The sequence below is a fragment of the Micromonospora sp. NPDC004336 genome (assembly GCF_053602615.1).
In genome coordinates this window covers 13129-37591 of record NZ_JBSGDY010000021.1, presented here as the reverse complement: position 1 = coordinate 37591, position 24463 = coordinate 13129, and the positions used below count along the sequence as shown (strand labels likewise).

Below are 24463 nucleotides of genomic sequence, written 5' to 3'. Positions count from 1 at the left end.
GTGGTCGGGGGCCGGCTCGCCGGCTCCCGACCCCACCCACTAGCTAGCAGTACAGACGACGACATAGGGGACATAGTGCTCGACGTCAACTTCTTCGACGAGCTGCGCATTGGCCTCGCCACCGCCGACGACATCCGTCAGTGGTCGCACGGCGAGGTCAAGAAGCCTGAAACGATCAACTACCGCACCCTGAAGCCGGAAAAGGACGGGCTCTTCTGCGAGAAGATCTTCGGTCCGCAGCGGGACTGGGAGTGCTACTGCGGTAAGTACAAGCGGGTCCGCTTCAAGGGCATCATCTGCGAGCGCTGCGGCGTCGAGGTGACCCGGTCGAAGGTCCGCCGTGAGCGCATGGGCCACATCGAGCTCGCCGCCCCGGTGACCCACATCTGGTACTTCAAGGGCGTGCCGAGCCGGCTGGGCTACCTGCTGGACCTCGCCCCCAAGGACCTCGAAAAGATCATCTACTTCGCCTCGTACGTCGTGACGAGCGTGGACGCCGAGGCGCGTCACCGCGACCTCTCGACGATCGAGAACGAGATCCTGGCCGAGAAGCGGCAGGCCGAGAACAGCCGCGACTCGGAGATCGAGAAGCGGGCCGCCAAGCTCGAGGCCGACCTGGCCGAGCTGGAGGCCGAGGGTGCCAAGGCGGACGTGCGGCGCAAGGTCAAGGAGGGCGGAGAGCGCGAGATGCGCCAGATCCGCGACCGGGCCCAGCGCGAGATCGACCGCCTGGACGAGGTGCTCGACACCTTCCGCAAGCTGGAGCCGAAGCAGCTCGTCACCGACGAACTGCTCTACCGCGAGCTGCGCGACCGCTTCGGCGAGTACTTCACCGGCGGCATGGGCGCCGAGGCCATCAAGGCGCTGGTCCAGAACATGGACCTCGACGCCGAGGCCGAGAGCCTGCGCGAGACCATCCGCTCCGGCAAGGGCCAGCGGAAGATCCGGGCGCTCAAGCGGCTCAAGGTCGTCGCGGCGTTCCTGAACACCCGCAACTCGCCGCTCGGCATGGTGCTGGACTGCGTCCCGGTCATCCCGCCGGACCTGCGCCCGATGGTGCAGCTCGACGGTGGCCGCTTCGCGACCTCCGACCTGAACGACCTGTACCGCCGCGTGATCAACCGGAACAACCGCCTCAAGCGGCTGATCGACCTCGGCGCGCCCGAGATCATCGTCAACAACGAGAAGCGGATGCTCCAGGAGGCCGTCGACGCGCTGTTCGACAACGGCCGCCGCGGCCGGCCGGTCACCGGCCCGGGCAACCGCCCGCTCAAGTCGCTGTCCGACATGCTCAAGGGCAAGCAGGGCCGGTTCCGCCAGAACCTGCTGGGCAAGCGCGTCGACTACTCCGGCCGTTCGGTCATCGTGGTCGGCCCGAAGCTCAAGCTGCACCAGTGCGGCCTGCCCAAGCAGATGGCGCTGGAGCTGTTCAAGCCGTTCGTGATGAAGCGGCTGGTGGACCTCAACCACGCGCAGAACATCAAGTCCGCCAAGCGGATGGTCGAGCGGCAGCGGCCGGTCGTGTGGGACGTGCTGGAAGAGGTCATCGGCGAGCACCCGGTGCTGCTGAACCGGGCGCCGACCCTGCACCGACTGGGCATCCAGGCCTTCGAGCCGCAGCTGGTCGAGGGCAAGGCCATCCAGATCCACCCGCTGGTCTGCACCGCGTTCAACGCCGACTTCGACGGTGACCAGATGGCGGTGCACGTGCCGCTCTCCGCCGAGGCCCAGGCCGAGGCGCGGATCCTGATGCTGTCGTCGAACAACATCCTCAAGCCGGCCGACGGCAAGCCCGTCACCATGCCCACCCAGGACATGGTCATCGGCCTCTACCACCTCACCCACCGCACCGAGGGCGAGCGGGGCGAGGGCCGGGCGTTCAGCTCCGACGCCGAGGCCCGGATGGCGTTCGACAACGGCGAGCTGCACCTGCAGGCCCCGGTGAAGATCCGGCTGCGTGGCGTGGTCGGGGTCGACAACGGCGCCGGCGCCGAGCCGTGGACCGCCCCGGAGGGCTGGGTCGAGGGCGACCCGCTGACCGTGGAGACCACCCTCGGCCGGGTGCTGTTCAACGAGACGCTGCCGCAGGGCTACCGCTTCGTGAACTACGAGATCCGCAAGGGTCAGCTCTCCGCGATCGTCAACGACCTCGCCGAGCGCTTCCCCAAGGTGGCCCTCGCGGCCACCCTGGACGGGCTCAAGGAGGCCGGTTTCCACTGGGCCACCTGGTCCGGCGTGACGATCGGCATGGAGGACGTCATCGCTCCGCCGCGCAAGCGGGAGATCCTGGAGCGGTACGAGAAGGAAGCCGACCGGATCGACAAGCAGTACCAGCGTGGTCTGATGACCGCCGAGGAGCGCCGCGGCGAGCTCATCGAGATCTGGACCAAGGCGACCAACGAGGTCGCCAAGGAGATGGACACCGCGCTGCCGCAGGAGAACCCGCTGTGGAAGATGATCAACTCGGGTGCCCGCGGTAACCTGCTCCAGCTCCGGCAGATCGCGGCGATCCGTGGTCTGGTGGCCAACCCGAAGGGTGAGATCATCCCGCGGCCCATCAAGGCCAGCTACCGGGAGGGTCTGTCCGTACTGGAGTACTTCATCTCCACGCACGGCGCCCGGAAGGGTCTCGCGGACACCGCCCTGCGTACCGCCGACTCGGGTTACCTGACCCGTCGTCTGGTGGACGTCTCGCAGGACGTCATCATCCGCGAGGAGGACTGCGGCACCGACCGCGCCATCCCGATGCAGATCGGTGAGCGGCTCGACGGCAGGCTGGTCGTGCACGAGCACGCCGAGACCAGCGTGCACGCCCGGACGCTGGCCGACGACATCAAGGGGCCGGACGGCACCGTCGTCGCCGAGCGGGGCCAGGACATCAACTCCATCCTGGTCGACAAGATCGTCGCCGCCGGGGTGGAGACGGTCCGGGTGCGCAGCGTGCTCACCTGCGAGTCGAAGCTGGGCGTCTGCGGTGCGTGCTACGGCCGCTCGCTGCCGACCGGCAAGACGGTGGACGTCGGCGAGGCGGTCGGCATCATCGCCGCCCAGTCGATCGGTGAGCCGGGCACGCAGCTGACGATGCGTACCTTCCACACCGGTGGTGTCGCGGGTGAGGACATCACCCAGGGTCTGCCCCGTGTCCAGGAGATCTTCGAGGCCCGGGTGCCGAAGGGCAAGGCGCCCATCGCCGACACCCCGGGTCGGATCCGGATCGAGGACGGCGAGCGTTCGCGGAAGATCATCGTGGTGCCGGACGACGGCAGCGACGAGATCGTCTACGACAAGATCTCCAAGCGGGTCCGGCTGCGGACCCACGACGGCGGTCACGTCGCGGTCGGCGAGAAGCTCACCGAGGGCACCATCGACCCGCACGAGCTGCTGCGGATCATGGGTCCGCGGGCGGTCCAGGTCCACCTGACCAGTGAGGTCCAGGAGGTCTACCGCTCGCAGGGTGTGCTGATCCACGACAAGCACATCGAGATCATCATCCGCCAGATGCTCAAGCGGGTGACGGTCATCGACTCCGGCTCGACCGAGTTCCTGCCGGGCGTGCTGGTCGACCGGGCGCTGTTCGAGTCGGAGAACCGCCGACTCGTCTCCGAGGGTGGCGAGCCCGCCGCCGGTCGCCCGGTGCTGATGGGTATCACCAAGGCCTCGCTGGCCACCGACTCCTGGCTCTCGGCGGCCTCCTTCCAGGAGACCACCCGGGTGCTGACCGACGCGGCGATCAACTCGCGCAGCGACTCGCTCGTCGGCCTCAAGGAGAACGTGATCATCGGTAAGCTCATCCCGGCCGGTACGGGCATCAGCAAGTACCGCAACGTCCGGGTCGAGCCGACCGAGGAGGCGAAGGCCAAGGTCTACTCGATGACCGGCTACCCGGAGACCGACTACGGCTTCGGGCCGGCCAGCGGCCAGGCGGTTCCGCTGGACGACTTCGACTTCGGGTCGTACCGCTAGGCAGCACGACGACGAGGCCCCCGGCACCCGCCGGGGGCCTCGTCGCGTCCGGGGGTTCGGCCGGCCCGGGCCGGTGCTGCCGGGGCATGATGGTGGGCATGACGACCGCACCCGGGCAGGCGCCCGTCGCCCCGCCGGTGTCGCCGCGCCACCCGCTCGACCCGGACCCGGCCCGGGCCACCAAGGCGAAGGCGGTCTTCGCGCTGGGGCTGATCGGCGCGCTGACCGGACTCTTCATCGGCGGCGTGGTGCCCGCCACGGTGGCGCTCCAGCTCGCCCGGCAGGCGCGCCGCGAGGCGTACGCCTCGGGCGGCTTCCTGACCGGCGCCGCCTGGCTGCGCCAGGGGGAGCGGCTGGCCTGGACGGGCCTGGTCCTGGTCGCGGTCACCGTGGTGGCCGCGGTGGTGATCGGGGTGGTCCGCCTCGCCGACACCCCCTACGGGCAGGACTTCGCGCCGAACGTGGACTGAACGCCCGCCCGCCCGGCCGGTCCCGCCCGGGGCGGGGCGCCCGGCCGCCGGCGGTAGCCTGACCCGGTGTCCGTCGCGCGGCGGTGGACGCCGAGGAAGTCGACAGGAGGACCCGTGACGGAACCGGCGCGCCACCCGGGCAGCGAACCCGCGGCGCCTCCCGCCGCGAACCCGGCCCCCGCGCCGCCGGGCGTGGGGGAGTGGGCACGACCCGACGCGGGCGCCCCGCCCGCCCCCGCCGCCCCGGGCTGGAGCCCACCCGTCGGTCCGGGGCCCGGTTGGGGTCCGGCCGCCCCGCCGGCGGCGCCTCCGCCGCCGTCGAGGGAGCGGGCCCGGCCGCCGAAGCGGGTCGAGGCCGTCGCCGGTACGCCCTTCGGCGTGGTGCACCTCGACGTGCCGCCGGTCACCTCTGGCCTCGCCGTCGGCTCCCTGGTGGCGGGGATCGTCTCCATCCTCGTCGCGCTGCTGGTGATCTGCTTCGGCGCGGTGGCGGCCATGGGCGGCGCGTGGGCCGCCGGCGCCTTCACGGTGCTGGGCGTGCTGGCGGGGGCGGGCGCGGTCGCCGCGGGCCTGCTCGGGCTGCGGCAGATCCGGCGGGGGGCGCCACCGCCCGCGGTCCGGTTCACCGGCCGGGGGCTGGCGGTGGCCGGGGTGAGCTGCGGCGGCGCGGGCCTGCTGCTCAGCCTGCTCGGCCTGGGGCTGGCGTTGCTGGTGGCGCTGGCGTGACGCGCGCCGGCGCGCGGGGCGTGCGCCCCGCGGGCGCCGGCGGACCCGGCGCGGGGTCGACGGGCCGGCCCGGGGGAGAGCCGGTACACTTGTGACCGTAGGTGCCCATCACGGCGGGCGGGCGCGACGGGTTCGATCGGCGGGCGGTGAGACGCTACGCCGGCCGCTCCGTTTTGACCTGTGCGGTTGTGGTAGGTACTCTTTCCCCTTGTGCCCGGGCAAGCCCGGGCAACTCGTGCGTGCGCTGGATCCGGCGAGCCGGAGATCCCGTGGGAGCACGACAAAGCCAAAGACCCGGTACGCGGCCTGCCGTGTGCCGGCGAAAGACCCCGGTCGACACGCGTGAGCGTCGGCGCCGGGACCGTGATCTGGGCGACACGCCCGACCGCGGGTGCCGGGACCGCCGCGAGGCGGCCCTGGTCGGAATGTAGGAGAGCCGGTCATCAGGCCGGCTACGGCAGACGACGCGGCCGCCACCCGGCGGTCGAAGGGAGCGGAGAAACCCGGTGCCCACGATCCAGCAGCTGGTCCGAAAGGGCCGCCAGGCGAAGACGAGTAAGACCAAGACCCCGGCGTTGAAGGGTTCCCCTCAGCGGCGCGGCGTGTGCACCCGCGTGTACACCACCACCCCGAAGAAGCCGAACTCGGCGCTGCGCAAGGTCGCTCGTGTCAAGCTCAGCAGCCAGATCGAGGTGACCGCCTACATCCCGGGCGTCGGCCACAACCTGCAGGAGCACTCGATCGTGCTCGTCCGCGGCGGTCGTGTGAAGGACCTCCCCGGCGTGCGTTACAAGATCGTCCGCGGCTCGCTGGACACCCAGGGTGTCCGCAACCGCAAGCAGGCGCGCAGCCGTTACGGCGCGAAGAAGGAGAAGAGCTGACATGCCGCGTAAGGGACCCGCTCCGCGGAAGCCGCTGGTCGCTGACCCGGTGTACAACTCGCCGTTGGTCACCCAGCTGGTGAACAAGATCCTCCTGCGCGGTAAGCGTCAGCTCGCCGAGCGCATCGTCTACGCGGCCCTCGAGGGCTGCCGCGAGAAGTCCGGCACCGACCCGGTCGTCACCCTCAAGCGGGCGATGGACAACGTCAAGCCGACCCTGGAGGTGCGCAGCCGCCGCGTCGGTGGCGCCACCTACCAGGTCCCGGTCGAGGTCCGCCCCGCCCGGGCGACCACCCTGGGCCTGCGTTGGCTGGTCACCTACTCCCGCGCTCGTCGCGAGAAGACCATGGTCGAGCGGCTGATGAACGAGCTGCTGGACGCGAGCAACGGCCTCGGTGCCGCCGTCAAGCGGCGCGAGGACACGCACAAGATGGCCGAGTCCAACAAGGCCTTCGCGCACTACCGCTGGTAACACCCTGGTTCCGGCGCCCTCGCGGCGCCGGAACCGCCACCAGTTGTGTCGAGACGACGATAAGTAGGGATTGAAGTGGCCGCCGCAGACGCGCTCGCCAACGTACGCAACATCGGCATCATGGCCCACATCGATGCCGGTAAGACCACCACCACCGAGCGGATCCTGTTCTACACCGGCATCACGTACAAGATCGGTGAGGTCCACGAGGGCGGTGCCGTCATGGACTGGATGGAGCAGGAGCAGGAGCGTGGTATCACCATCACCTCCGCTGCTACCAAGTGTGAGTGGAAGGGCCACACGATCCAGATCATCGACACGCCCGGCCACGTCGACTTCACGGTCGAGGTCGAGCGGTCGCTGCGGGTGCTGGACGGCGCGGTCGCGGTCTACGACGGCGTCGCCGGCGTGGAGCCGCAGACGGAGAACGTCTGGCGGCAGGCGGACAAGTACAACGTCCCCCGGATGTGCTTCGTCAACAAGCTCGACCGGACCGGCGCCGACTTCTTCCGCTGCGTGCAGATGATGATCGACCGGCTCAACGCCACCCCGCTGGTGCTCCAGATCCCGATCGGCGCCGAGTCCGACTTCATCGGCGTCGTCGACCTGGTCGAGATGCGGGCGCTCACCTGGCGCGGCGAGACCCAGAAGGGTGAGGACTACGCGGTCGAGGAGATCCCGGCCGACCTCGCCGACTCCGCCGCCGAGTGGCGCGAGAAGCTCATGGAGACCCTGGCCGACGTCGACGACGCGGTGATGGAGAAGTACCTGGAGGGCGAGGAGATCTCCGTCGAGGAGATCAAGGCCGCCATCCGTCGGGCCACCATCGCCGGCAAGGCCAACCCGGTCCTCACCGGTACCGCCTTCAAGAACAAGGGCATCCAGCCGATGCTGGACGCGGTCGTCGCGTACCTGCCGTCGCCGCTGGACATCCCGGCGATCGAGGGCACGGCCGTCGACGGCGAGACCCCGATGCAGCGCAAGCCGGCGAAGTCGGAGCCGTTCTCGGGCCTCGCCTTCAAGATCCAGACGGACAAGCACCTCGGCAAGCTCACCTACGTCCGGATCTACTCCGGCACGCTCGAGTCCGGCTCCCAGGTGGTCAACTCCACCAAGGACCGCAAGGAGCGCATCGGCAAGATCTACCAGATGCACGCCAACAAGCGGGAAGAGCGCAGCTCGGCCCAGGCCGGTGACATCATCGCGGTGCAGGGTCTCAAGCAGACCACCACCGGCGACACCCTGTGCGACCCGGCGAACCCGGTCATCCTGGAGTCGATGACCTTCCCGGAGCCGGTCATCGAGGTTGCCATCGAGCCGAAGACCAAGGCCGACCAGGAGAAGCTCAGCACCGCCATCCAGCGGCTGGCCGAGGAGGACCCGACCTTCCGCGTCAAGCTGGACGACCAGACCGGTCAGACGGTCATCTCCGGCATGGGCGAGCTGCACCTGGACATCCTGGTCGACCGGATGCGCCGCGAGTTCAACGTCGAGGCCAACATCGGCAAGCCGCAGGTGGCATACCGCGAGACCATCCGCCGCAAGGTGGAGAAGGTCGAGTACACCCACAAGAAGCAGACCGGTGGTTCCGGCCAGTACGCCCGGGTGATCATCAGCCTGGAGCCGCTGCCGCTGGGCAACGACGCCCCGACCTACGAGTTCGCCAACGCCGTCACCGGTGGCCGCATCCCCCGGGAGTTCATCCCGTCGGTGGACGCGGGTGCCCAGGACGCGATGCAGTACGGCATCCTCGCCGGCTTCCCCCTGGTGGGCGTCAAGCTCACCCTGGTGGACGGCCAGTACCACGAGGTCGACTCGTCGGAAATGGCATTCAAGATCGCCGGCTCGATGGCGATGAAGGAGGCGGCCCGCAAGGCCGACCCCGCGCTGCTCGAGCCGATGATGGCCGTTGAGGTCACCACTCCTGAGGAGAACATGGGTGACGTCATCGGCGACCTCAACTCCCGCCGTGGCATCATCCAGGCGATGGAGGAGCGCAGCGGCGCCCGCGTCGTCCGGGCTCTGGTGCCGCTGTCGGAGATGTTCGGCTACGTCGGCGACCTGCGGTCGAAGACCCAGGGCCGGGCTAGCTACAGCATGCAGTTCGACTCCTACGCCGAGGTTCCGGCCTCGGTCGCGAAGGAGATCATCGCCAAGGCGACGGGTGAGTGACGCTCGCCTGAGCTGATCCGGTGACCCGGGGCTGGTCGCGGGAGGGGCATCCCGCCCGCGGCCACCTCGGTCGGATTGTGTGAATCCGGGCCTGTAGGCTTCATCGCCGCAGAACCCACAATGGCTCTCCGGCCGTCAGGCCGGAAAGGCTGTCGACAGAGTCCTAAGCGCCGACCGGCGCGCCGGGGCGAACGAACCAAGAAGTCCACAGGAGGACACCAGTGGCGAAGGCGAAGTTCGAGCGGACTAAGCCGCACGTCAACATCGGCACCATTGGTCACATCGACCACGGTAAGACGACGCTGACGGCGGCCATCACCAAGGTCCTGCACGACAAGTACCCGGACCTCAACCCGTACACGCCGTTCGACGAGATCGACAAGGCGCCGGAGGAGAAGGCCCGCGGCATCACGATCTCCATCGCGCACGTCGAGTACCAGACCGAGGCGCGGCACTACGCGCACGTCGACTGCCCCGGTCACGCCGACTACATCAAGAACATGATCACCGGTGCCGCGCAGATGGACGGCGCGATCCTGGTGGTCGCGGCGACCGACGGCCCGATGCCGCAGACCCGCGAGCACGTGCTGCTGGCCCGCCAGGTCGGCGTGCCGTACATCGTCGTGGCGCTCAACAAGAGCGACATGGTCGACGACGAGGAGCTCCTGGAGCTCGTCGAGCTCGAGGTCCGCGAGCTGCTCTCGTCGCAGGAGTACCCGGGTGACGACCTGCCGGTCGTCCGGGTCTCGGCGCTGAAGGCCCTCGAGGGTGACCCCGAGTGGACCGCGAAGCTGCTGGACCTGATGACCGCTGTCGACACCGCGATCCCGCAGCCGGAGCGCGAGACCGACAAGCCGTTCCTGATGCCGATCGAGGACGTCTTCACGATCACCGGTCGTGGCACGGTCGTCACCGGTCGCGCGGAGCGCGGCGTTCTCAAGCCGAACGAGGAGGTGGAGATCGTCGGCATCCGCGAGAAGTCGATGAAGACCACCTGCACCGGCATCGAGATGTTCCGCAAGCTGCTCGACGAGGCCCGCGCGGGCGAGAACGTCGGTCTGCTGCTGCGTGGCATCAAGCGCGAGGACGTCGAGCGCGGCATGGTCGTCATCAAGCCGGGCACCACGACCCCGCACACGGAGTTCGAGGCGACGGTCTACATCCTCTCCAAGGAGGAGGGCGGCCGGCACACCCCGTTCTTCCAGAACTACCGTCCGCAGTTCTACTTCCGGACCACGGACGTCACCGGTGTCGTCACGCTCCCCGAGGGCACCGAGATGGTCATGCCGGGTGACAACACCACCATGACGGTGAAGCTGATCCAGCCCATCGCCATGGAGGAGAACCTCAAGTTCGCGATCCGCGAGGGTGGCCGCACCGTCGGCGCCGGGTTCGTCACCAAGATCATCAAGTGAGCTAGGTAACCCCGATTAGACCCGCCGCCTGTCGTGCGGCATACTAGTCAGGTTGCGTAACGACAGTTCGCTGCCCGTGTTCGGCCTTCGCTGAACCGCCGGGCTGTAGGACAGTCGGGCGTAGGGTGGTTGGCGGCGCGTCCGCCAACCACCCTCGCACGGCGTTCAGGTCGCGGTAGTGCGATCGGCGCCTTGACCCACCGCGCGGTCAGTATCGCTCCGGAGTCCCGGGGCGGAGCCTGGCCCGGGAGCGCGACACGCCCGACCGCGGGGGTCGGCGAAGAGGGCCTGTACCAGCCGGTACAGGCGCCCGCAACACAGCGGCATCGAGAGAAGGAACAGAAGCCACCATGGCGGGACAGAAGATCCGCATCCGGCTCAAGGCCTATGACCACGAGGTCGTCGACTCCTCGGCTCGGAAGATCGTCGAGACGGTGACGCGTACCGGGGCGCAGGTCGCGGGCCCGGTGCCGCTGCCCACGGAGATCAACCGTTTCTGCGTTATCCGCTCGCCGCACAAGTACAAGGACTCGCGCGAGCACTTCGAGATGCGCACGCACAAGCGGCTGATCGACATCATCGACCCGACCCCGAAGACGGTCGACTCGCTCATGCGCCTCGACCTGCCGGCTGGCGTCGACATCGAGATCAAGCTGTAGGGACCGGACAAATGGACAGGCAAGTCAAGGGGATCCTGGGCGCAAAGCTCGGCATGACCCAGGTCTGGGACAACAACCGTGTTGTCCCGGTGACCGTGGTTCAGGCCGGCCCGTGCGTCATCAGCCAGGTTCGTAGCGCCGAGAAGGACGGTTACTCCGCGGTCCAGCTGGCGTACGGCACGATCGACCCGCGCAAGGTCAAGAAGCCGATCAGCGGGCACTACGCGAAGGCCGACGTCGCGCCGCGCCGGCACATCGTCGAGCTGCGCACCGCCGACGCGGCGGACTACTCGCTCGGCCAGGAGATCACGGTCGAGGAGTTCCCGGCCGGCGTCTCGATCGACGTGACCGGCAAGACCAAGGGCAAGGGCTACGCCGGCCCGATGAAGCGGCACGGCTTCCACGGTCTGCGTGCCAGCCACGGTGTCGAGCGCAAGCACCGCTCGCCGGGCTCCATCGGCGCCTGCGCCACCCCGGGTCGCGTCTTCAAGGGCACCCGGATGGCGGGCCGGATGGGTGGCGTGCGCTACACCGTCCAGAACCTGACCGTCCAGGCGGTCGACACCGAGAACAACCTCCTGCTCGTCCGCGGCGCCATTCCCGGCCCGAAGGGCGCGCTGGTCCTGGTCCGCACCGCGGCCAAGACCAAGGTGAAGAAGGGCGGTGTGGCCAAGTGACCACCGTTGACGTCCTCACCGTCGAAGGCACCAAGAGCGGCTCCGTCGAGCTGCCCGCCGACATCTTCGACGTCCAGGCCAACGTCGCGCTGATGCACCAGGTCGTGGTGGCCCAGCTCGCGGCGGCCCGGCAGGGCACGCACAAGACCAAGACCCGCGGCGAGGTCGCCGGCGGCGGCAAGAAGCCGTACAAGCAGAAGGGCACCGGTCGCGCCCGTCAGGGCTCGATCCGCGCTCCGCAGTTCGCCGGCGGTGGCGTGGTGCACGGTCCCGTGCCGCGCGACTACAGCCAGCGCACCCCGAAGAAGATGAAGGCCGCCGCCCTGCGTGGCGCCCTGTCGGACCGGGCCCGCGCCGGGCAGGTGCACGTCGTCGAGGCGTTCGTCTCGGGCGAGAAGCCGTCGACGAAGGCCGCTCTGGCCACGCTGGCCAAGCTGACCGAGGCCCGTCGGGTCCTGGTCGTGCTGAGCAGCACCGACGAGCTGAACTGGGTGTCGCTGCGCAACGAGCCGCGGGTGCACCTGATCGAGGCCGGCCAGCTCAACACGTACGACGTGCTGGTGGCCGACGACGTGGTCTTCACCAAGGACGCCCTGGACGAGTTCCTGGGTGTTCCCGCCGAGACCACCGAGGAGGGTGGCAAGTGAGCACGATCGCCGACCCGCGCGACATCATCGTGGCGCCGGTCGTCTCGGAGAAGAGCTACAGCGAGCTGAACCGCAACTGGTACACCTTCCTGGTGCACCCGGACGCGAACAAGACCGAGATCAAGATCGCTATCCAGCAGATCTTCGACGTCCGCGTCCTGACGGTGAACACGCTCAACCGCGAGGGCAAGCGCAAGCGGACCCGCACCGGGTTCGGCAAGCGCAAGGACACCAAGCGGGCGATGGTGAAGCTGGCTGACGGTGACCGTATCGAGGCCTTCGGCGGCCCGGTCAGCTGAGGGGTGTAGACAATGGCTATCCGTAAGTACAAGCCGACGACGCCGGGCCGGCGTGGCTCGAGCGTCGCCGACTTCGCCGAGATCACCCGGTCGACGCCCGAGAAGTCCCTGCTGGCTCCGCTGCCGAAGAAGGGCGGACGCAACGCCCACGGCCGGATCACCACGCGGCACCACGGTGGCGGTCACAAGCGTCAGTACCGTCTGATCGACTTCAAGCGGGTCGACAAGGACGGCGTGCCGGCGAAGGTCGCTCACATCGAGTACGACCCGAACCGCACCGCGCGCATCGCGCTGCTGCACTACGCCGACGGCGAGAAGCGCTACATCCTCGCGCCGAAGGACCTGAAGCAGGGCGACGCCGTCGAGTCCGGTCCGGGCGCCGACATCAAGCCGGGCAACAACCTGCCGCTGCGCAACATCCCGGTCGGTACCACGATCCACAACGTGGAGCTGCGTCCGGGCGGCGGCGCCAAGCTGGCCCGCTCGGCCGGCGTCGGCATCCAGCTGCTCGGCCGCGAGGGCGCGTACGCGACCCTGCGCATGCCGTCCGGTGAGATCCGGCGGGTGGACGTGCGCTGCCGCGCCAGCATCGGCGAGATCGGCAACGCCGACCAGTCGAACATCAACTGGGGTAAGGCCGGCCGCATGCGGTGGAAGGGCAAGCGCCCGACCGTCCGTGGTGTCGCGATGAACCCGGTCGACCACCCGCACGGTGGTGGTGAGGGTAAGACCTCCGGCGGTCGCCACCCGGTCAACCCGCAGGGTAAGCCCGAGGGCCGCACCCGTCGTAAGGGCCAGCCGAGTGACCGGCTGATCGTCCGCCGCCGCTACGCCACGCGTAAGCGCGGCTGAGGGAGATAAGACATGCCTCGCAGCCTGAAGAAGGGCCCGTTCGTCGACGACCACCTGCTCAAGAAGGTGGAGACGCAGAACGACAAGGGCTCGAAGAACGTCATCAAGACCTGGTCGCGGCGCTCGACGATCATCCCGGAGATGCTGGGTCACACGATCGCCGTGCACGACGGACGCAAGCACGTCCCGGTGTTCGTGACCGAGGCGATGGTCGGGCACAAGCTCGGCGAGTTCGCGCTGACCCGCACGTTCAAGGGTCACGAGAAGGACGACCGGAAGAGCCGTCGGCGCTGACGCCGCGGGCATACGGATAGAGGAACAAGGGGTTACAGCGATGCCAGGAAAGGGCGACGCTCCGGTGCTTCCGGGCGCGCGGGCGGTTGCGCGGCACGTGCGCATCTCGCCGATGAAGGCGCGCCGGGTGGTCAACCTCGTCCGCGGCCTGCCCGCGAAGGAGGCGCTCACGGTGCTGCAGTTCGCGCCGCAGGCTGCGAGCGAGCAGGTTTACAAGGTGCTCGCGAGCGCGATCGCCAACGCGGAGAACAACGAGCGGCTGGACCCCGACGCGCTGCTCGTCAGCGAGGCGTACGTGGACGAGGGCCCGACCATGAAGCGGTTCCAGCCGCGGGCGCAGGGCCGGGCGTACCGGATCCGCAAGCGCACCTGCCACATCACCGTCGCGGTCGAGGCCGTGGCGCCGGCCGCGCCGAAGAAGGCCGCGGCGAAGAAGGCGGCCCCGGCGAAGCAGGCGGAGCCGGCTGAGACGCAGAGCAAGACGGAGGGCGCCGAGTAATGGGTCAGAAGGTTCACCCGCACGGGTTCCGGCTCGGCATCTCGACCGACTGGAAGTCCCGCTGGTTCGCGGACAAGCTCTACAAGGACTACATCGGCGAGGACGTCAAGATCCGCCGCATGATGTCCAAGGGCCTCGAGCGCGCCGGCATCTCCAAGGTCGACATCGAGCGCACCCGGGACCGGGTCCGCGTCGACATCCACACCGCCCGGCCGGGCATCGTCATCGGCCGTAAGGGTGCGGAGGCCGACCGGATCCGCGGCGAGCTCGAGAAGCTGACCGGCAAGCAGGTCCAGCTGAACATCATCGAGGTGAAGAGCCCCGAGTCGGACGCGCAGCTCGTCGCCCAGGGCGTCGCCGAGCAGCTGTCCAGCCGGGTCAGCTTCCGTCGGGCGATGCGCAAGGCCATGCAGTCCGCGATGAAGAACCCGGTCTGCAAGGGCATCCGGGTCCAGGTCTCGGGCCGTCTCGGCGGCGCCGAGATGAGCCGGACCGAGTTCTACCGCGAGGGTCGGGTCCCGCTGCACACGCTGCGGGCCAACATCGAGTACGGCTTCTTCGAGGCCCGTACCACCTTCGGCCGGATCGGCGTGAAGGTCTGGATCTACAAGGGCGACGCGGTGCCGGGTCGGGAGACCCCGACCGAGGCTCCGTCGCGCCCGCGCCGTGAGCGCGGCGACCGCCCCGAGCGGCCGCGCCGTGGTCGGTCCGGCTCGTCCGGCACGACCGCCGGCGGCACCGAGGCCGGCCGGGCCGCCGCGACCACCATCGCGCAGCAGGCCGAGACGCCGAGTGGTGACGCGGTGGATCCCGCCGCCGTCTCCGCCGCGGCAGAAACGCAGCAGGAGGGCTGACAGATGCTGATGCCGCGCAAGCCCCCGAAGGGCTTCCGCAAGCCGCACCACCCGGACCGCAGTGGCGCGTCCAAGGGTGGTAACCGGGTGGTGTTCGGCGAGTTCGGGATCCAGGCTCTCGAGCCGGCGTACGTGACCAACCGCCAGATCGAGTCGGCGCGTATCGCGATGACCCGCCACATCAAGCGTGGCGGCAAGGTCTGGATCACGATCTTCCCGGACCAGGCCCTCACCAAGAAGCCGGCCGAGACCCGGATGGGTTCCGGTAAGGGTTCGCCCGAGTGGTGGGTCGCCAACGTGAAGCCGGGGCGGGTTCTCTTCGAGATGTCCTTCCCCAACGAGCAGATCGCGCGAGAGGCGATGCGTCGCGCGATCCACAAGCTCCCGATGAAGTGCCGCATTGTTACGCGCGAAGTGGGTGAATCCTGATGGCAGCGGGCGTCAAGCCTTCCGAGCTGCGTGAGCTCTCCGAGGAGGAGCTGGTCACGAAGCTGCGTGAGGCCAAGGCGGAGCTGTTCAACCTCCGCGTGCAGGCCGCAACCGGGCAGCTGGACAACAACCGGCGGCTGCAGGTCATCCGTCGGGAGATCGCCCGGATCTACACGATCATGCGTGAGCGCGAGCTGGGTCTCTCGGCCGCGCCGACTGAGGTGACTGCATCATGAGCGAGAACACCACCGCCGCCGCGCGGGCCCGCCGCAAGGTGCGTGAGGGCCTCGTGGTCAGCGACAAGATGGAAAAGACCGTCGTCGTCGAGGTCGAGGACCGGGTCAAGCACGCGCTGTACGGCAAGATCATGCGCCGTACCAGCAAGCTGAAGGTGCACGACGAGCAGAACACCGCCGGCATCGGCGACCGGGTCCTGATCATGGAGACCCGGCCGCTGTCCGCCACGAAGCGGTGGCGGCTCGTGGAGATCCTGGAAAAGGCCAAGTAGCGAAGGCTCAAGCTCGCCCGGCGTCAGTCGGGCGCGGGTTCCGCCAGGCTCCGGCCGCCTCGCGCGGCCGGAGAACCGGCAGACATAGGAGATAGACGTGATTCAGCAGGAGTCGCGACTGCGCGTCGCCGACAACACGGGTGCTCGGGAGATCCTGTGCATCCGGGTTCTCGGTGGCTCCGGTCGGCGCTACGCGAGCATCGGCGACGTCATCGTGGCCACCGTCAAGGACGCGATCCCGGGTGCCGGTGTGAAGAAGGGCGACGTCGTCAAGGCCGTCGTCGTTCGCACCGCCAAGGAGAAGCGGCGGCCGGACGGTTCGTACATCCGCTTCGACGAGAACGCCGCCGTCATCATCAAGGACGGCGGGGACCCGCGCGGTACCCGTATCTTCGGCCCGGTGGGCCGGGAGCTGCGGGACAAGCGGTTCATGAAGATCATCTCTCTCGCGCCGGAGGTGTTGTGACCGTGAAGGTCAAGAAGGGCGACACGGTCGTCGTCATCGCCGGCAAGGACAAGGGTGCCAAGGGCAAGGTCATCGCGGCCTACCCGCGGCAGGACAAGGTCCTGGTCGAGGGCGTGAACCGGGTCAAGAAGCACACCCGCATCAGCACCACCCAGCGTGGCGCCAAGACCGGTGGCATCGTCACCCAGGAGGCCCCGATCCACGTCTCGAACGTGATGGTCCTGGACTCCGACGGCAAGCCGACCCGCGTCGGTTACCGGATCGACGACAACGGCCAGAAGGTCCGCATCGCGCGTAGCACCGGTAAGGACCTGTGATGACCACGGCTACCGAAACCAAGACCATGCCGCGCCTCAAGGAGCGGTACCGCAACGAGATCGTGGCCGAGCTGCAGAAGCAGCACAACTACGGCAACCCCATGCAGGTGCCGCGGTTGGTCAAGATCGTCGTCAACATGGGTGTCGGCGAGGCCGCCCGGGACGCCAAGCTGATCGACGGCGCGGTCCGGGACCTGGCCACCATCACCGGCCAGAAGCCGCAGGTGCGGCGGGCGACCAAGTCCATCGCGCAGTTCAAGCTCCGCGAGGGCATGCCGATCGGCGCGAAGGTGACCCTCCGCGGCGACCGGATGTGGGAGTTCCTGGACCGGCTGCTGTCGATCGCGCTGCCGCGTATCCGCGACTTCCGCGGTCTGGACGGGCGCAAGCTCGACGGGCACGGCAACTACACGTTCGGTCTGACCGAGCAGTCGGTGTTCCACGAGATCGACCAGGACAAGATCGATCGGCAGCGGGGCATGGACATCACGGTGGTCACGACCGCCACGACCGACGACGAGGGCCGGGCGCTGCTCAAGCTCCTGGGCTTCCCGTTCAAGGAGAACTGAGATGGCCAAGAAGGCGCTGATCATCAAGGCGGCCGCGAAGCCGAAGTTCTCGGTTCGCGCTTACACCCGCTGCCAGCGGTGCGGGCGTCCGAAGGCGGTCTACCGCAAGTTCGGTCTCTGCCGGGTGTGCATCCGGGAGATGGCCCACCGCGGTGAGCTGCCCGGCGTGTCCAAGGCTTCCTGGTAATAGCTATTGCTCTTCGCCGTAGGCCCGGGGCTCACCGCCCCGGGAACCCCGGCGAGAAAGGCTGACGAATTCCATGACGATGACCGACCCGATCGCAGACATGCTCACGCGTCTGCGTAACGCCAACCAGGCGTACCACGACCGGGTGACGATGCCCTACTCGAAGATCAAGGCGAACATCGCCGAGGTCCTCAAGGCCGAGGGTTACATCGCCACCTGGTCGGTCGAGGAGCCCGAGGAGGGCGCCGTCGGCAAGCGACTGGTCGTCGAGCTGAAGTACGGCCAGAACCGCGAGCGGAGCCTGGCCGGCATCAAGCGAGTGTCCAAGCCCGGTCTGCGGGTTTACGCCAAGTCGGACGGGCTCCCGCGGGTGCTCGGCGGGCTGGGCGTGGCGATCATTTCGACGTCCCAGGGGCTGCTCACCGACCGGCAGGCCCGCAAGCGGAGCGTTGGCGGGGAAGTCCTCGCCTTCGTCTGGTAACGGGAGACAGGTAGAAATGTCGCGTATTGGACGTAAGTCGATCCCGGTGCCAGCCGGCGTCGACATCACGATCGACGGGCAGACCGTCAAGGTCAAGGGCCCGAAGGGCGAGCTCTCGCACACGCTGGCCGAGCCGATCACGATCGACCGGGCCGAGGACGGGCAGCTGAACGTCAACCGCCCGAACGACGAGCGCAAGGCCAAGGAGCTGCACGGCCTGAGCCGTACCCTGGTCGCCAACATGATCGTCGGCGTCACCGAGGGCTACCGCAAGAGCCTGGAGATCGCCGGTACCGGTTACCGCGTCACCGCCAAGGGCAAGGACCTGGAGTTCGCGCTCGGGTTCTCGCACCCGGTGCTGGTGCCGGCGCCGGATGGCATCACCTTCACGGTGGAGAAGCCGACGCTGTTCCACGTGGCCGGCATCGACAAGCAGCTGGTCGGCGAGGTTGCCGCCAACATCCGGAAGATCCGCCCGCCGGAGCCCTACAAGGGCAAGGGCGTGAAGTACCAGGGCGAGGTCATCCGCCGCAAGGCCGGTAAGGCAGGTAAGAAGTAATGGGCGAGGTCATCCGCCCCTGCAAGGCCAAGGCTGGAAAGGCAGGTAAGAAGTGAGCGCCACGCTGCTCAAGCGCCGCCGCGGCGTCGCCGCCAAGCGTGCCGTCGGGCGTGCGCGCCGGCACTTCCGGGTCCGCAAGAACATCAGCGGCACCGCCGAGCGCCCCCGCCTCGTGGTCACCCGTTCCCTGCGGCACATCGTCGCCCAGATCGTGGACGACACCAAGGGTCACACCCTGGCGTCGGCCTCGACCCTGGAGGCTTCGCTGCGCGGTTCGGAGGGCGACAAGAGCGCCCTGGCCGGCAAGGTCGGCGCCCTGCTCGCCGAGCGGGCCAAGGCCGCCGGCATCTCCAAGGTCGTCTTCGACCGCGGTGGCAACCGGTACGCGGGGCGGGTCGCCGCGCTTGCCGACGCCGCCCGCGAAGCCGGGCTCGAGTTCTAGAAACCCCGTCACGAGAGAGAAGGAAGGCTGCTGATGCCAGGTCAACAGCGCCGTGGCGGCGGGTCCGGTGGCAACGAGGGTGGTCGCCGCGACAACCGCCGTGAGGGCGGCCGCGGAAACGCGCCCGTCGAGAAGACCCCGCACCTCGAGCGGGTCGTCGCGATCAACCGCGTCGCCAAGGTCGTGAAGGGTGGTCGTCGCTTCAGCTTCACCGCCCTGGTGATCGTGGGCGACGGCGACGGCACCGTCGGCGTGGGCTACGGAAAGGCCAAGGAGGTGCCCGCGGCGATCGCCAAGGGTGTCGAGGAGGCCAAGAAGCACTTCTTCAAGGTGCCGCGGATCGGTCAGTCGATCCCGCACCCGGTGCAGGGCGAGGACGCCGCCGGCGTCGTGCTGCTCAAGCCGGCCTCCGCCGGTACGGGTGTCATCGCCGGTGGCCCGGTGCGCGCCGTGCTGGAGTGCGCGGGTATCCACGACGTGCTCTCCAAGAGCCTCGGCTCGTCGAACCCGATCAACATCGTGCACGCCACCGTGGCGGCGCTGAAGGGGCTCGAGTCCCCCGAGGCCGTCGCCGCCCGTCGTGGTCTGCCGGTCGAGGACGTCGCGCCGGCCGCCATGCTGGCGTCGCGGGCGGGGGTGGCTTCCTGATGGCTCGCCTGAAGGTCACCCAGGTCCGGTCCGAGATCGGGACCAAGCAGAACCAGCGTGACTCGCTGCGCTCGCTCGGTCTCAAGCGGATCAACGACGTGGTGGTCAAGGAGGACCGTCCGGAGATTCGCGGCATGATCTTCGCGGTCAACCACCTCGTGAAGGTCGAGGAGGTCGAGTAATGACGATCAAGGTCCACCACCTGCGCCCGGCGCCCGGTGCCAAGACCGCGAAGACCCGGGTGGGTCGCGGTGAGGGCTCGAAGGGCAAGACCGCCGGTCGCGGTACCAAGGGTTCCAAGGCCCGCAAGAACATCTCGGCGGCGTTCGAGGGTGGGCAGATGCCCATCCACATGCGCCTGCCGAAGATGAAGGGCTTCAAGAACAAGTTCAAGGTGGTCTTCCAGGTGGTCAACCTGGACCGGCTCGCCGAGCTGTTCCCGAACGGCGGCCAGGTCGGCCCGCTGGAGCTCGTCGAGGCCGGCGCGGTCCGCAAGGGCCAGCCGGTCAAGGTCCTCGGCACCGGGGACCTCGGCGGGGTCGCCCTCCAGGTGTCGGCGCACGCGTTCAGCGCGTCGGCCAAGGAGAAGATCACCGCCGCCGGTGGCACCGTCACCGAGCTGTAAGGGCTGTACGACCTGTGGCGCCCGCTCAGTTGTCTCAACTGGGCGGGCGCCATGGTCTCCCCGGCATGTGTGCGCCGGGTAACATTGGATTCGGTTTATGTAGCCGGGCACATCTGCCCGGAGCGGGATCGGGCTGTTAGAGTCCCTTCCCAGCTATGGATATCGGGCGTTCGCCCGGCACCCACCCCGACCCGCCCGGGATCACCGGCGGCCCGCCGCGCGCAGGAGGAAGAAGTTGCTGTCCGCCTTTCTCAGTGCGTTCCGTACGCCTGACCTGCGCAAGAAGCTGCTGTTCACAGTAGGCATCATCGCGGTCTACCGGCTCGGGGCGACGCTGCCCAGTCCGGGTGTCTCGTACGGCAACGTCCAGAAGTGCCTCGACACCCTGGAGAACGGCTCCACCGGGGTGTTGAACCTGCTCAACCTCTTCTCCGGCGGCGCGCTGCTGCAGCTCTCGGTCTTCGCGCTGGGCATCATGCCCTACATCACCGCGTCGATCATCCTGCAGCTGCTGACGGTGGTCATCCCGCGGCTGGAGCAGCTCCGCAAGGAGGGCCAGGCCGGCCAGGCGAAGATCACCCAGTACACCCGCTACCTGACCCTGGGCCTGGGTGTCCTGCAGGCGTCGGCGTTCGTGGCGCTGGCCCGCTCCGGCCAGCTCTTCCAGAACCAGTGCGACCAGTTCCCGATCATCCCCGAGGGCACCGGGATCCCGGACTGGCTGACGCTGACGGTCCTGGTCATGACGATGACCGCCGGTACCGGCGTGGTGATGTGGCTCGGCGAGCTGATCACCGACCGGGGCGTCGGCAACGGCATGTCCGTCCTGATCTTCACCTCGATCGCCGCCCGGCTCCCCGCCGAGGGTTGGCAGATCAAGCAGACCGGCGGCTGGAGCCGCTTCCTCCTGGTCATCGCGCTGGTCCTGGTGGTCATCACCGCGGTCACCTTCATCGAGCAGGCCCAGCGCCGCATCCCGGTGCAGTACGCCAAGCGCATGATCGGCCGGCGGATGTACGGCGGCACCTCGACCTACATCCCGCTGAAGGTCAACCAGGCGGGTGTCATCCCGGTCATCTTCGGCTCGTCGCTGCTCTACCTGCCCCAGCTGGCGCTGCAGTTCTTCGACCAGACCAACCCGGGCAAGACCCAGGCGTGGATCCAGAACAACCTGGTCGACCCGACGAGCCCGATCTACATCTCGGTCTACTTCCTGCTGATCATCTTCTTCACGTACTTCTACGTCTCGATCACGTTCAACCCGACCGAGGTCGCGGACAACATGAAGAAGTACGGCGGCTTCGTGCCGGGCATCCGCCCCGGCAAGCCGACCGCCGACTACCTGGACTTCATCCTCAGCCGGATCACCCTGCCGGGCGCCCTCTACCTGGGCATCATCTCGATCCTGCCGAACTTCTTCTTCATCTGGCTGGACAAGCAGCAGTACCTCAACTTCCCGTTCGGCGGCACCGCTGTCCTGATCATGGTCGGCGTCGGTCTGGAGACCACCAAGCAGATCGAGAGCCAACTCATGCAGCGGAACTACGAAGGGTTCCTGCGGTAGATGAGACTCGTTCTGGTTGGCCCGCCGGGTGCGGGCAAAGGTACGCAGGCCGAGTTCGTCGCCGCGCACCTCTCGGTCCCGAAGATCTCCACCGGTGACATCTTCCGGTCGAACGTCTCGCAGGGCACTCCGCTCGGCGTCGAGGCGAAGCGCTACATGGACGCCGGCGAGCTGGTGCCCGACGAGGTCACCATCAACATGGTGCGGGACCGCCTCGCCGAGCCGGACGCCGCCGAGGGCTTCCTGCTCGACGGCTTCCCGCGCACCACGCCCCAGGCCGCCGCGCTGGACAAGCTCCTCGCCGACCTGGGCACCGCGCTCGACCTGGTGCTGGAGCTGGTCGTCGACGACGACGAGGTGATCCGGCGGCTCTCCGGCCGGCGTACGTGCCGGGGCTGCGGCAAGATCTGGCACGTCGAGTTCGACGCGACCACCCGCGAGGGCATCTGCGACCGGTGCGGCGCCGAGCTGTTCCAGCGCGACGACGACAAGCCGGAGACGATCGCCACCCGCCTGCGGGAGTACGCGGACAAGACCGCGCCGCTCGTCGACTACTACGGCGCCCAGGGCAAGCTGGTCGGGATCGACGCCACCGGCCCGGTGGAGGACGTGACCGTCCGCGCCATCGACGCCCTGCGGTCGTACGGCGGCTGACGTCCCGCCGGGCTCCGGCGGATAGAGTGCGAAGAGCGGGGTACGTCCGACGTGCCCCGCTCTTCGGCTTCGGCAACGAAAGGTAACGGCTCCATGCGTCGTCCCCAGCTGGACATCCAGCTGAAGACCCCTGACCAGATCGAGAAGATGCGGGCCGCCGGGCTGGTGGTCGCCGAGGCGCTGCGTCGGATGCGGGAGGCGGTCGCCCCCGGGGTCAGCACCGCCGACCTGGACGCCATCGCCGAGTCGACCATCCGCGAGGCCGGCGCGGTCCCCTCGTTCAAGGGCTACCACGGCTTCCCCGCGTCGATCTGTTCGTCGGTCAACGAGCAGGTCGTGCACGCCATCCCGTCGCCGCAGCAGGTGCTCCGCGACGGCGACCTGATCTCGATCGACTGCGGCGCGGTGCTCGACGGGTGGCACGGCGACGCCGCCATCACGGTCGGCGTGGGCGAGGTCGACCCGGCGCTGCTGAGGATGGCCGAGGTGGCCGAGGACGCCATGTGGGCGGGCATCGCGGCCGCCGCGCGCGGCGCGGCCAGCGGCAAGGGCCGGCTCACCGACATCTCGCACGCGGTGGAGAACGCGGTCCGCAAGGGCGGCCGGTACGGCATCGTCGACGGCTACGGCGGGCACGGCATCGGCACCGAGATGCACCAGGACCCGCACGTGCTCAACCACGGGCGGCCGGGGAAGGGCCCGCGTCTCGTGCCGGGCATGGCGCTGGCGATCGAGCCGATGATCACGATGGGCTCGCCCCGGACGGTGGAACTCTCCGACGGCTGGACCGTCGTCACCCGGGACCGGTCGATGGCGGTGCACGTCGAGCACAGCATGGCGCTGCTGCCGGACGGCGTCTGGGTGCTGACCGCCCCGGACGGCGGTCGCGCCCGGCTGGGCGAACTGGTCACCTCCCGCCAGCCCGCCGACTCGCCGGCGGTCTGAGCGCCGCTCACCCCGCCGCCCACCCCTGTCGCTGCGCACGAGGCCCGGCTGCCCTGCCGCAGTCCGGAGGAGGTCGGGAGTGGGGGCCGGCTCGGTGGGCGGCCCAGGCTTCCGTCCCTGCGACGGCCCGGAGCGGTGGGCGGGCGCGGGGGCCGGCCTCGGCGGGGCAACCGCGAGATCGGCCCGGTTCGGGGCCTGACCGGGGACGTGGGCCGTTGGCGGGATTGGCGGGCGGCGCGAGTGGGGCGGACGTCGATCCCAGGGTGAGGCTGGTCACGGCAGGACGCCGGCGGGCGGGGTTCGCGCCGGGCGCCGCGCGGCGGTAATGAGATCCCTGTCACCTTTCGGGTGGTCCGACCCTCCGGGCGGCGGCCGGTTTGGCGACGGCCCGCAGGCGGGCGTACACTTTCTGATCGGCGCACAGCGTCCACTCCGGCATGCCCGCCCTGCGCTTCGGTGGGAGTCGGAGCCGCGGCTGGCGCGGGTTCTCTGATCTTGATCAGTCGCCCGTGTAAGACGTTGTGGGCCGTCCGGAGCAACCGACGTCAGGACAGCGGAGGACATGCCGAAAAAAGACGGAGCCATCGAGATCGAGGGTCGGGTCATCGAGCCCCTGCCGAACGCAATGTTCCGCGTGGAGCTCGCGAACGGCCACAAGGTGCTGGCTCACATCAGCGGCAAGATGCGGCAGCACTACATCCGCATCCTGCCGGAGGACCGGGTCGTCGTCGAACTCTCGCCGTACGACCTGACCCGCGGGCGCATCGTCTACCGCTACAAGTAGTCCTGACGACGGCCGGGACGTCCCCGTGTCCGTCTTCGACGTCCGGTGTCGCGCCTCGGCGCGTCCTCGGGCCAGATGGGAAGTAAGGCAACCGTGAAGGTCAAGCCGAGCGTCAAGAGGATCTGCAACAAGTGCCGGGTCATCCGCCGGCACGGCCGGGTCATGGTCATCTGCACCGACCCGCGCCACAAGCAGCGCCAGGGCTGAACCAGTTCCGACCGACCGTTCGACAACGGTCGGTCGTAATCGGTCCGGGCCGCGGATCCAGACAACGAATCACATGCTCGTTCCAGCCGCGAGCGGTGCGCAGCGCGTACCTCTCAGTGGTTGACCCCCGGTCGGAGGCCGGGGCCCGCTCGGGCAGCGACCGATCCCGGTCGCCGGCGCACGCCGGAGGGACAGGGA

The 24463-nt window shown here is 68.9% G+C and carries 33 protein-coding genes; all 33 read left to right on the top strand.

Annotation, left to right across the window (positions count from 1 at the left end; genetic code table 11):
* The first annotated feature begins 75 nt into the window (after nucleotides 1-75).
* Nucleotides 76-3963 (top strand): DNA-directed RNA polymerase subunit beta', encoded by a 3888-nt coding sequence (locus ACWENR_RS07630; protein ID WP_452276218.1) that lies wholly within the window; start codon nucleotides 76-78, stop codon nucleotides 3961-3963.
* Between the two features lie 98 nt (nucleotides 3964-4061).
* Nucleotides 4062-4433 (top strand): hypothetical protein, encoded by a 372-nt coding sequence (locus ACWENR_RS07625; protein WP_452276217.1) that lies wholly within the window; start codon nucleotides 4062-4064, stop codon nucleotides 4431-4433.
* Nucleotides 4434-4811: 378 nt separating this feature from the next.
* Complete coding sequence (locus ACWENR_RS07620) at nucleotides 4812-5159, top strand: hypothetical protein (RefSeq protein WP_452276216.1); 348 nt, start codon at nucleotides 4812-4814, stop codon at nucleotides 5157-5159.
* Nucleotides 5160-5665: 506 nt separating this feature from the next.
* Nucleotides 5666-6040, top strand: a complete 375-nt coding sequence (gene rpsL / locus ACWENR_RS07615; RefSeq protein WP_014440718.1) for a 30S ribosomal protein S12 — start codon at nucleotides 5666-5668, stop codon at nucleotides 6038-6040.
* Between the two features lies 1 nt (nucleotide 6041).
* Nucleotides 6042-6512 (top strand): 30S ribosomal protein S7, encoded by a 471-nt coding sequence (gene rpsG / locus ACWENR_RS07610; protein WP_013735957.1) that lies wholly within the window; start codon nucleotides 6042-6044, stop codon nucleotides 6510-6512.
* A 75-nt stretch (nucleotides 6513-6587) separates the two neighbouring features.
* Nucleotides 6588-8684, top strand: a complete 2097-nt coding sequence (fusA, locus tag ACWENR_RS07605; RefSeq protein ID WP_452276215.1) for an elongation factor G — start codon at nucleotides 6588-6590, stop codon at nucleotides 8682-8684.
* A 221-nt stretch (nucleotides 8685-8905) separates the two neighbouring features.
* Nucleotides 8906-10099, top strand: coding sequence for an elongation factor Tu (tuf, locus tag ACWENR_RS07600; RefSeq protein ID WP_452276214.1), 1194 nt, complete (start codon nucleotides 8906-8908; stop codon nucleotides 10097-10099).
* 350 nt (nucleotides 10100-10449) lie between these two features.
* Nucleotides 10450-10758 (top strand): 30S ribosomal protein S10, encoded by a 309-nt coding sequence (rpsJ, locus tag ACWENR_RS07595; RefSeq protein ID WP_007073037.1) that lies wholly within the window; start codon nucleotides 10450-10452, stop codon nucleotides 10756-10758.
* A gap of 11 nt (nucleotides 10759-10769) precedes the next feature.
* A complete protein-coding gene (rplC, locus tag ACWENR_RS07590; RefSeq protein WP_452276213.1) occupies nucleotides 10770-11435 on the top strand; it encodes a 50S ribosomal protein L3 in 666 nt (221 codons plus the stop codon).
* A complete protein-coding gene (gene rplD, locus ACWENR_RS07585; RefSeq protein ID WP_452276212.1) occupies nucleotides 11432-12082 on the top strand; it encodes a 50S ribosomal protein L4 in 651 nt (216 codons plus the stop codon). Before rplC ends, rplD begins: the two co-directional genes overlap by 4 nt.
* On the top strand, nucleotides 12079-12381 hold the full coding sequence (gene rplW / locus ACWENR_RS07580; protein WP_091079396.1) for a 50S ribosomal protein L23: 303 nt from the start codon (nucleotides 12079-12081) through the stop codon (nucleotides 12379-12381). The genes rplD and rplW overlap by 4 nt, the downstream gene beginning before the upstream one ends.
* A 12-nt stretch (nucleotides 12382-12393) precedes the next feature.
* Complete coding sequence (gene rplB, locus ACWENR_RS07575; RefSeq protein WP_091570064.1) at nucleotides 12394-13233, top strand: 50S ribosomal protein L2; 840 nt, start codon at nucleotides 12394-12396, stop codon at nucleotides 13231-13233.
* 12 nt (nucleotides 13234-13245) lie between these two features.
* Entirely contained in the window at nucleotides 13246-13527 is a 282-nt protein-coding gene (gene rpsS / locus ACWENR_RS07570) for a 30S ribosomal protein S19 (RefSeq protein ID WP_007073032.1), read from the top strand.
* A gap of 40 nt (nucleotides 13528-13567) precedes the next feature.
* On the top strand, nucleotides 13568-14026 hold the full coding sequence (gene rplV, locus ACWENR_RS07565) for a 50S ribosomal protein L22 (protein ID WP_091102565.1): 459 nt from the start codon (nucleotides 13568-13570) through the stop codon (nucleotides 14024-14026).
* Nucleotides 14026-14880: a 30S ribosomal protein S3 gene (gene rpsC / locus ACWENR_RS07560; RefSeq protein WP_452276211.1), complete on the top strand. Its 855-nt coding sequence runs from the start codon at nucleotides 14026-14028 to the stop codon at nucleotides 14878-14880. The genes rplV and rpsC overlap by 1 nt, the downstream gene beginning before the upstream one ends.
* A gap of 3 nt (nucleotides 14881-14883) precedes the next feature.
* Entirely contained in the window at nucleotides 14884-15309 is a 426-nt protein-coding gene (gene rplP / locus ACWENR_RS07555) for a 50S ribosomal protein L16 (RefSeq protein ID WP_007465292.1), read from the top strand.
* The gene (rpmC, locus tag ACWENR_RS07550; RefSeq protein ID WP_013288628.1) at nucleotides 15309-15545 is read left to right on the top strand and encodes a 50S ribosomal protein L29; all 237 of its coding nucleotides are present in this window, start codon (nucleotides 15309-15311) and stop codon (nucleotides 15543-15545) included. Before rplP ends, rpmC begins: the two co-directional genes overlap by 1 nt.
* The gene (gene rpsQ, locus ACWENR_RS07545; RefSeq protein WP_088998356.1) at nucleotides 15542-15817 is read left to right on the top strand and encodes a 30S ribosomal protein S17; all 276 of its coding nucleotides are present in this window, start codon (nucleotides 15542-15544) and stop codon (nucleotides 15815-15817) included. The genes rpmC and rpsQ overlap by 4 nt, the downstream gene beginning before the upstream one ends.
* A 97-nt stretch (nucleotides 15818-15914) precedes the next feature.
* Complete coding sequence (gene rplN, locus ACWENR_RS07540) at nucleotides 15915-16283, top strand: 50S ribosomal protein L14 (RefSeq protein WP_007073026.1); 369 nt, start codon at nucleotides 15915-15917, stop codon at nucleotides 16281-16283.
* Nucleotides 16280-16600 carry a 50S ribosomal protein L24 gene (gene rplX / locus ACWENR_RS07535; protein ID WP_013288626.1) on the top strand — a complete coding sequence of 107 codons (321 nt, stop codon included), beginning with the start codon at nucleotides 16280-16282 and terminating at the stop codon, nucleotides 16598-16600. The genes rplN and rplX overlap by 4 nt, the downstream gene beginning before the upstream one ends.
* Entirely contained in the window at nucleotides 16600-17169 is a 570-nt protein-coding gene (gene rplE / locus ACWENR_RS07530) for a 50S ribosomal protein L5 (RefSeq protein ID WP_073834925.1), read from the top strand. Before rplX ends, rplE begins: the two co-directional genes overlap by 1 nt.
* A gap of 1 nt (nucleotide 17170) precedes the next feature.
* Nucleotides 17171-17356 (top strand): type Z 30S ribosomal protein S14, encoded by a 186-nt coding sequence (locus ACWENR_RS07525; protein WP_007465272.1) that lies wholly within the window; start codon nucleotides 17171-17173, stop codon nucleotides 17354-17356.
* A 73-nt stretch (nucleotides 17357-17429) separates the two neighbouring features.
* Nucleotides 17430-17837 carry a 30S ribosomal protein S8 gene (gene rpsH / locus ACWENR_RS07520; RefSeq protein ID WP_013288624.1) on the top strand — a complete coding sequence of 136 codons (408 nt, stop codon included), beginning with the start codon at nucleotides 17430-17432 and terminating at the stop codon, nucleotides 17835-17837.
* 16 nt (nucleotides 17838-17853) lie between these two features.
* Entirely contained in the window at nucleotides 17854-18396 is a 543-nt protein-coding gene (gene rplF / locus ACWENR_RS07515; RefSeq protein ID WP_350711533.1) for a 50S ribosomal protein L6, read from the top strand.
* A 52-nt stretch (nucleotides 18397-18448) separates the two neighbouring features.
* Nucleotides 18449-18838, top strand: coding sequence for a 50S ribosomal protein L18 (rplR, locus tag ACWENR_RS07510; RefSeq protein WP_452276210.1), 390 nt, complete (start codon nucleotides 18449-18451; stop codon nucleotides 18836-18838).
* A 33-nt stretch (nucleotides 18839-18871) separates the two neighbouring features.
* Entirely contained in the window at nucleotides 18872-19486 is a 615-nt protein-coding gene (gene rpsE, locus ACWENR_RS07505) for a 30S ribosomal protein S5 (protein ID WP_091102580.1), read from the top strand.
* A complete protein-coding gene (gene rpmD, locus ACWENR_RS07500; protein WP_007073018.1) occupies nucleotides 19486-19668 on the top strand; it encodes a 50S ribosomal protein L30 in 183 nt (60 codons plus the stop codon). The genes rpsE and rpmD overlap by 1 nt, the downstream gene beginning before the upstream one ends.
* The gene (rplO, locus tag ACWENR_RS07495; protein ID WP_091102583.1) at nucleotides 19668-20111 is read left to right on the top strand and encodes a 50S ribosomal protein L15; all 444 of its coding nucleotides are present in this window, start codon (nucleotides 19668-19670) and stop codon (nucleotides 20109-20111) included. The genes rpmD and rplO overlap by 1 nt, the downstream gene beginning before the upstream one ends.
* Nucleotides 20112-20346: 235 nt before the next feature.
* Nucleotides 20347-21675, top strand: coding sequence for a preprotein translocase subunit SecY (secY, locus tag ACWENR_RS07490; RefSeq protein ID WP_452276209.1), 1329 nt, complete (start codon nucleotides 20347-20349; stop codon nucleotides 21673-21675).
* Nucleotides 21676-22329 (top strand): adenylate kinase, encoded by a 654-nt coding sequence (locus ACWENR_RS07485; protein ID WP_350681984.1) that lies wholly within the window; start codon nucleotides 21676-21678, stop codon nucleotides 22327-22329.
* A gap of 93 nt (nucleotides 22330-22422) precedes the next feature.
* Nucleotides 22423-23274 (top strand): type I methionyl aminopeptidase, encoded by an 852-nt coding sequence (gene map / locus ACWENR_RS07480; RefSeq protein ID WP_452276208.1) that lies wholly within the window; start codon nucleotides 22423-22425, stop codon nucleotides 23272-23274.
* Between the two features lie 562 nt (nucleotides 23275-23836).
* A complete protein-coding gene (gene infA / locus ACWENR_RS07475) occupies nucleotides 23837-24058 on the top strand; it encodes a translation initiation factor IF-1 (RefSeq protein WP_007073013.1) in 222 nt (73 codons plus the stop codon).
* Between the two features lie 93 nt (nucleotides 24059-24151).
* Entirely contained in the window at nucleotides 24152-24265 is a 114-nt protein-coding gene (gene rpmJ, locus ACWENR_RS07470; protein WP_012184307.1) for a 50S ribosomal protein L36, read from the top strand.
* Nucleotides 24266-24463: the final 198 nt, after the last annotated feature.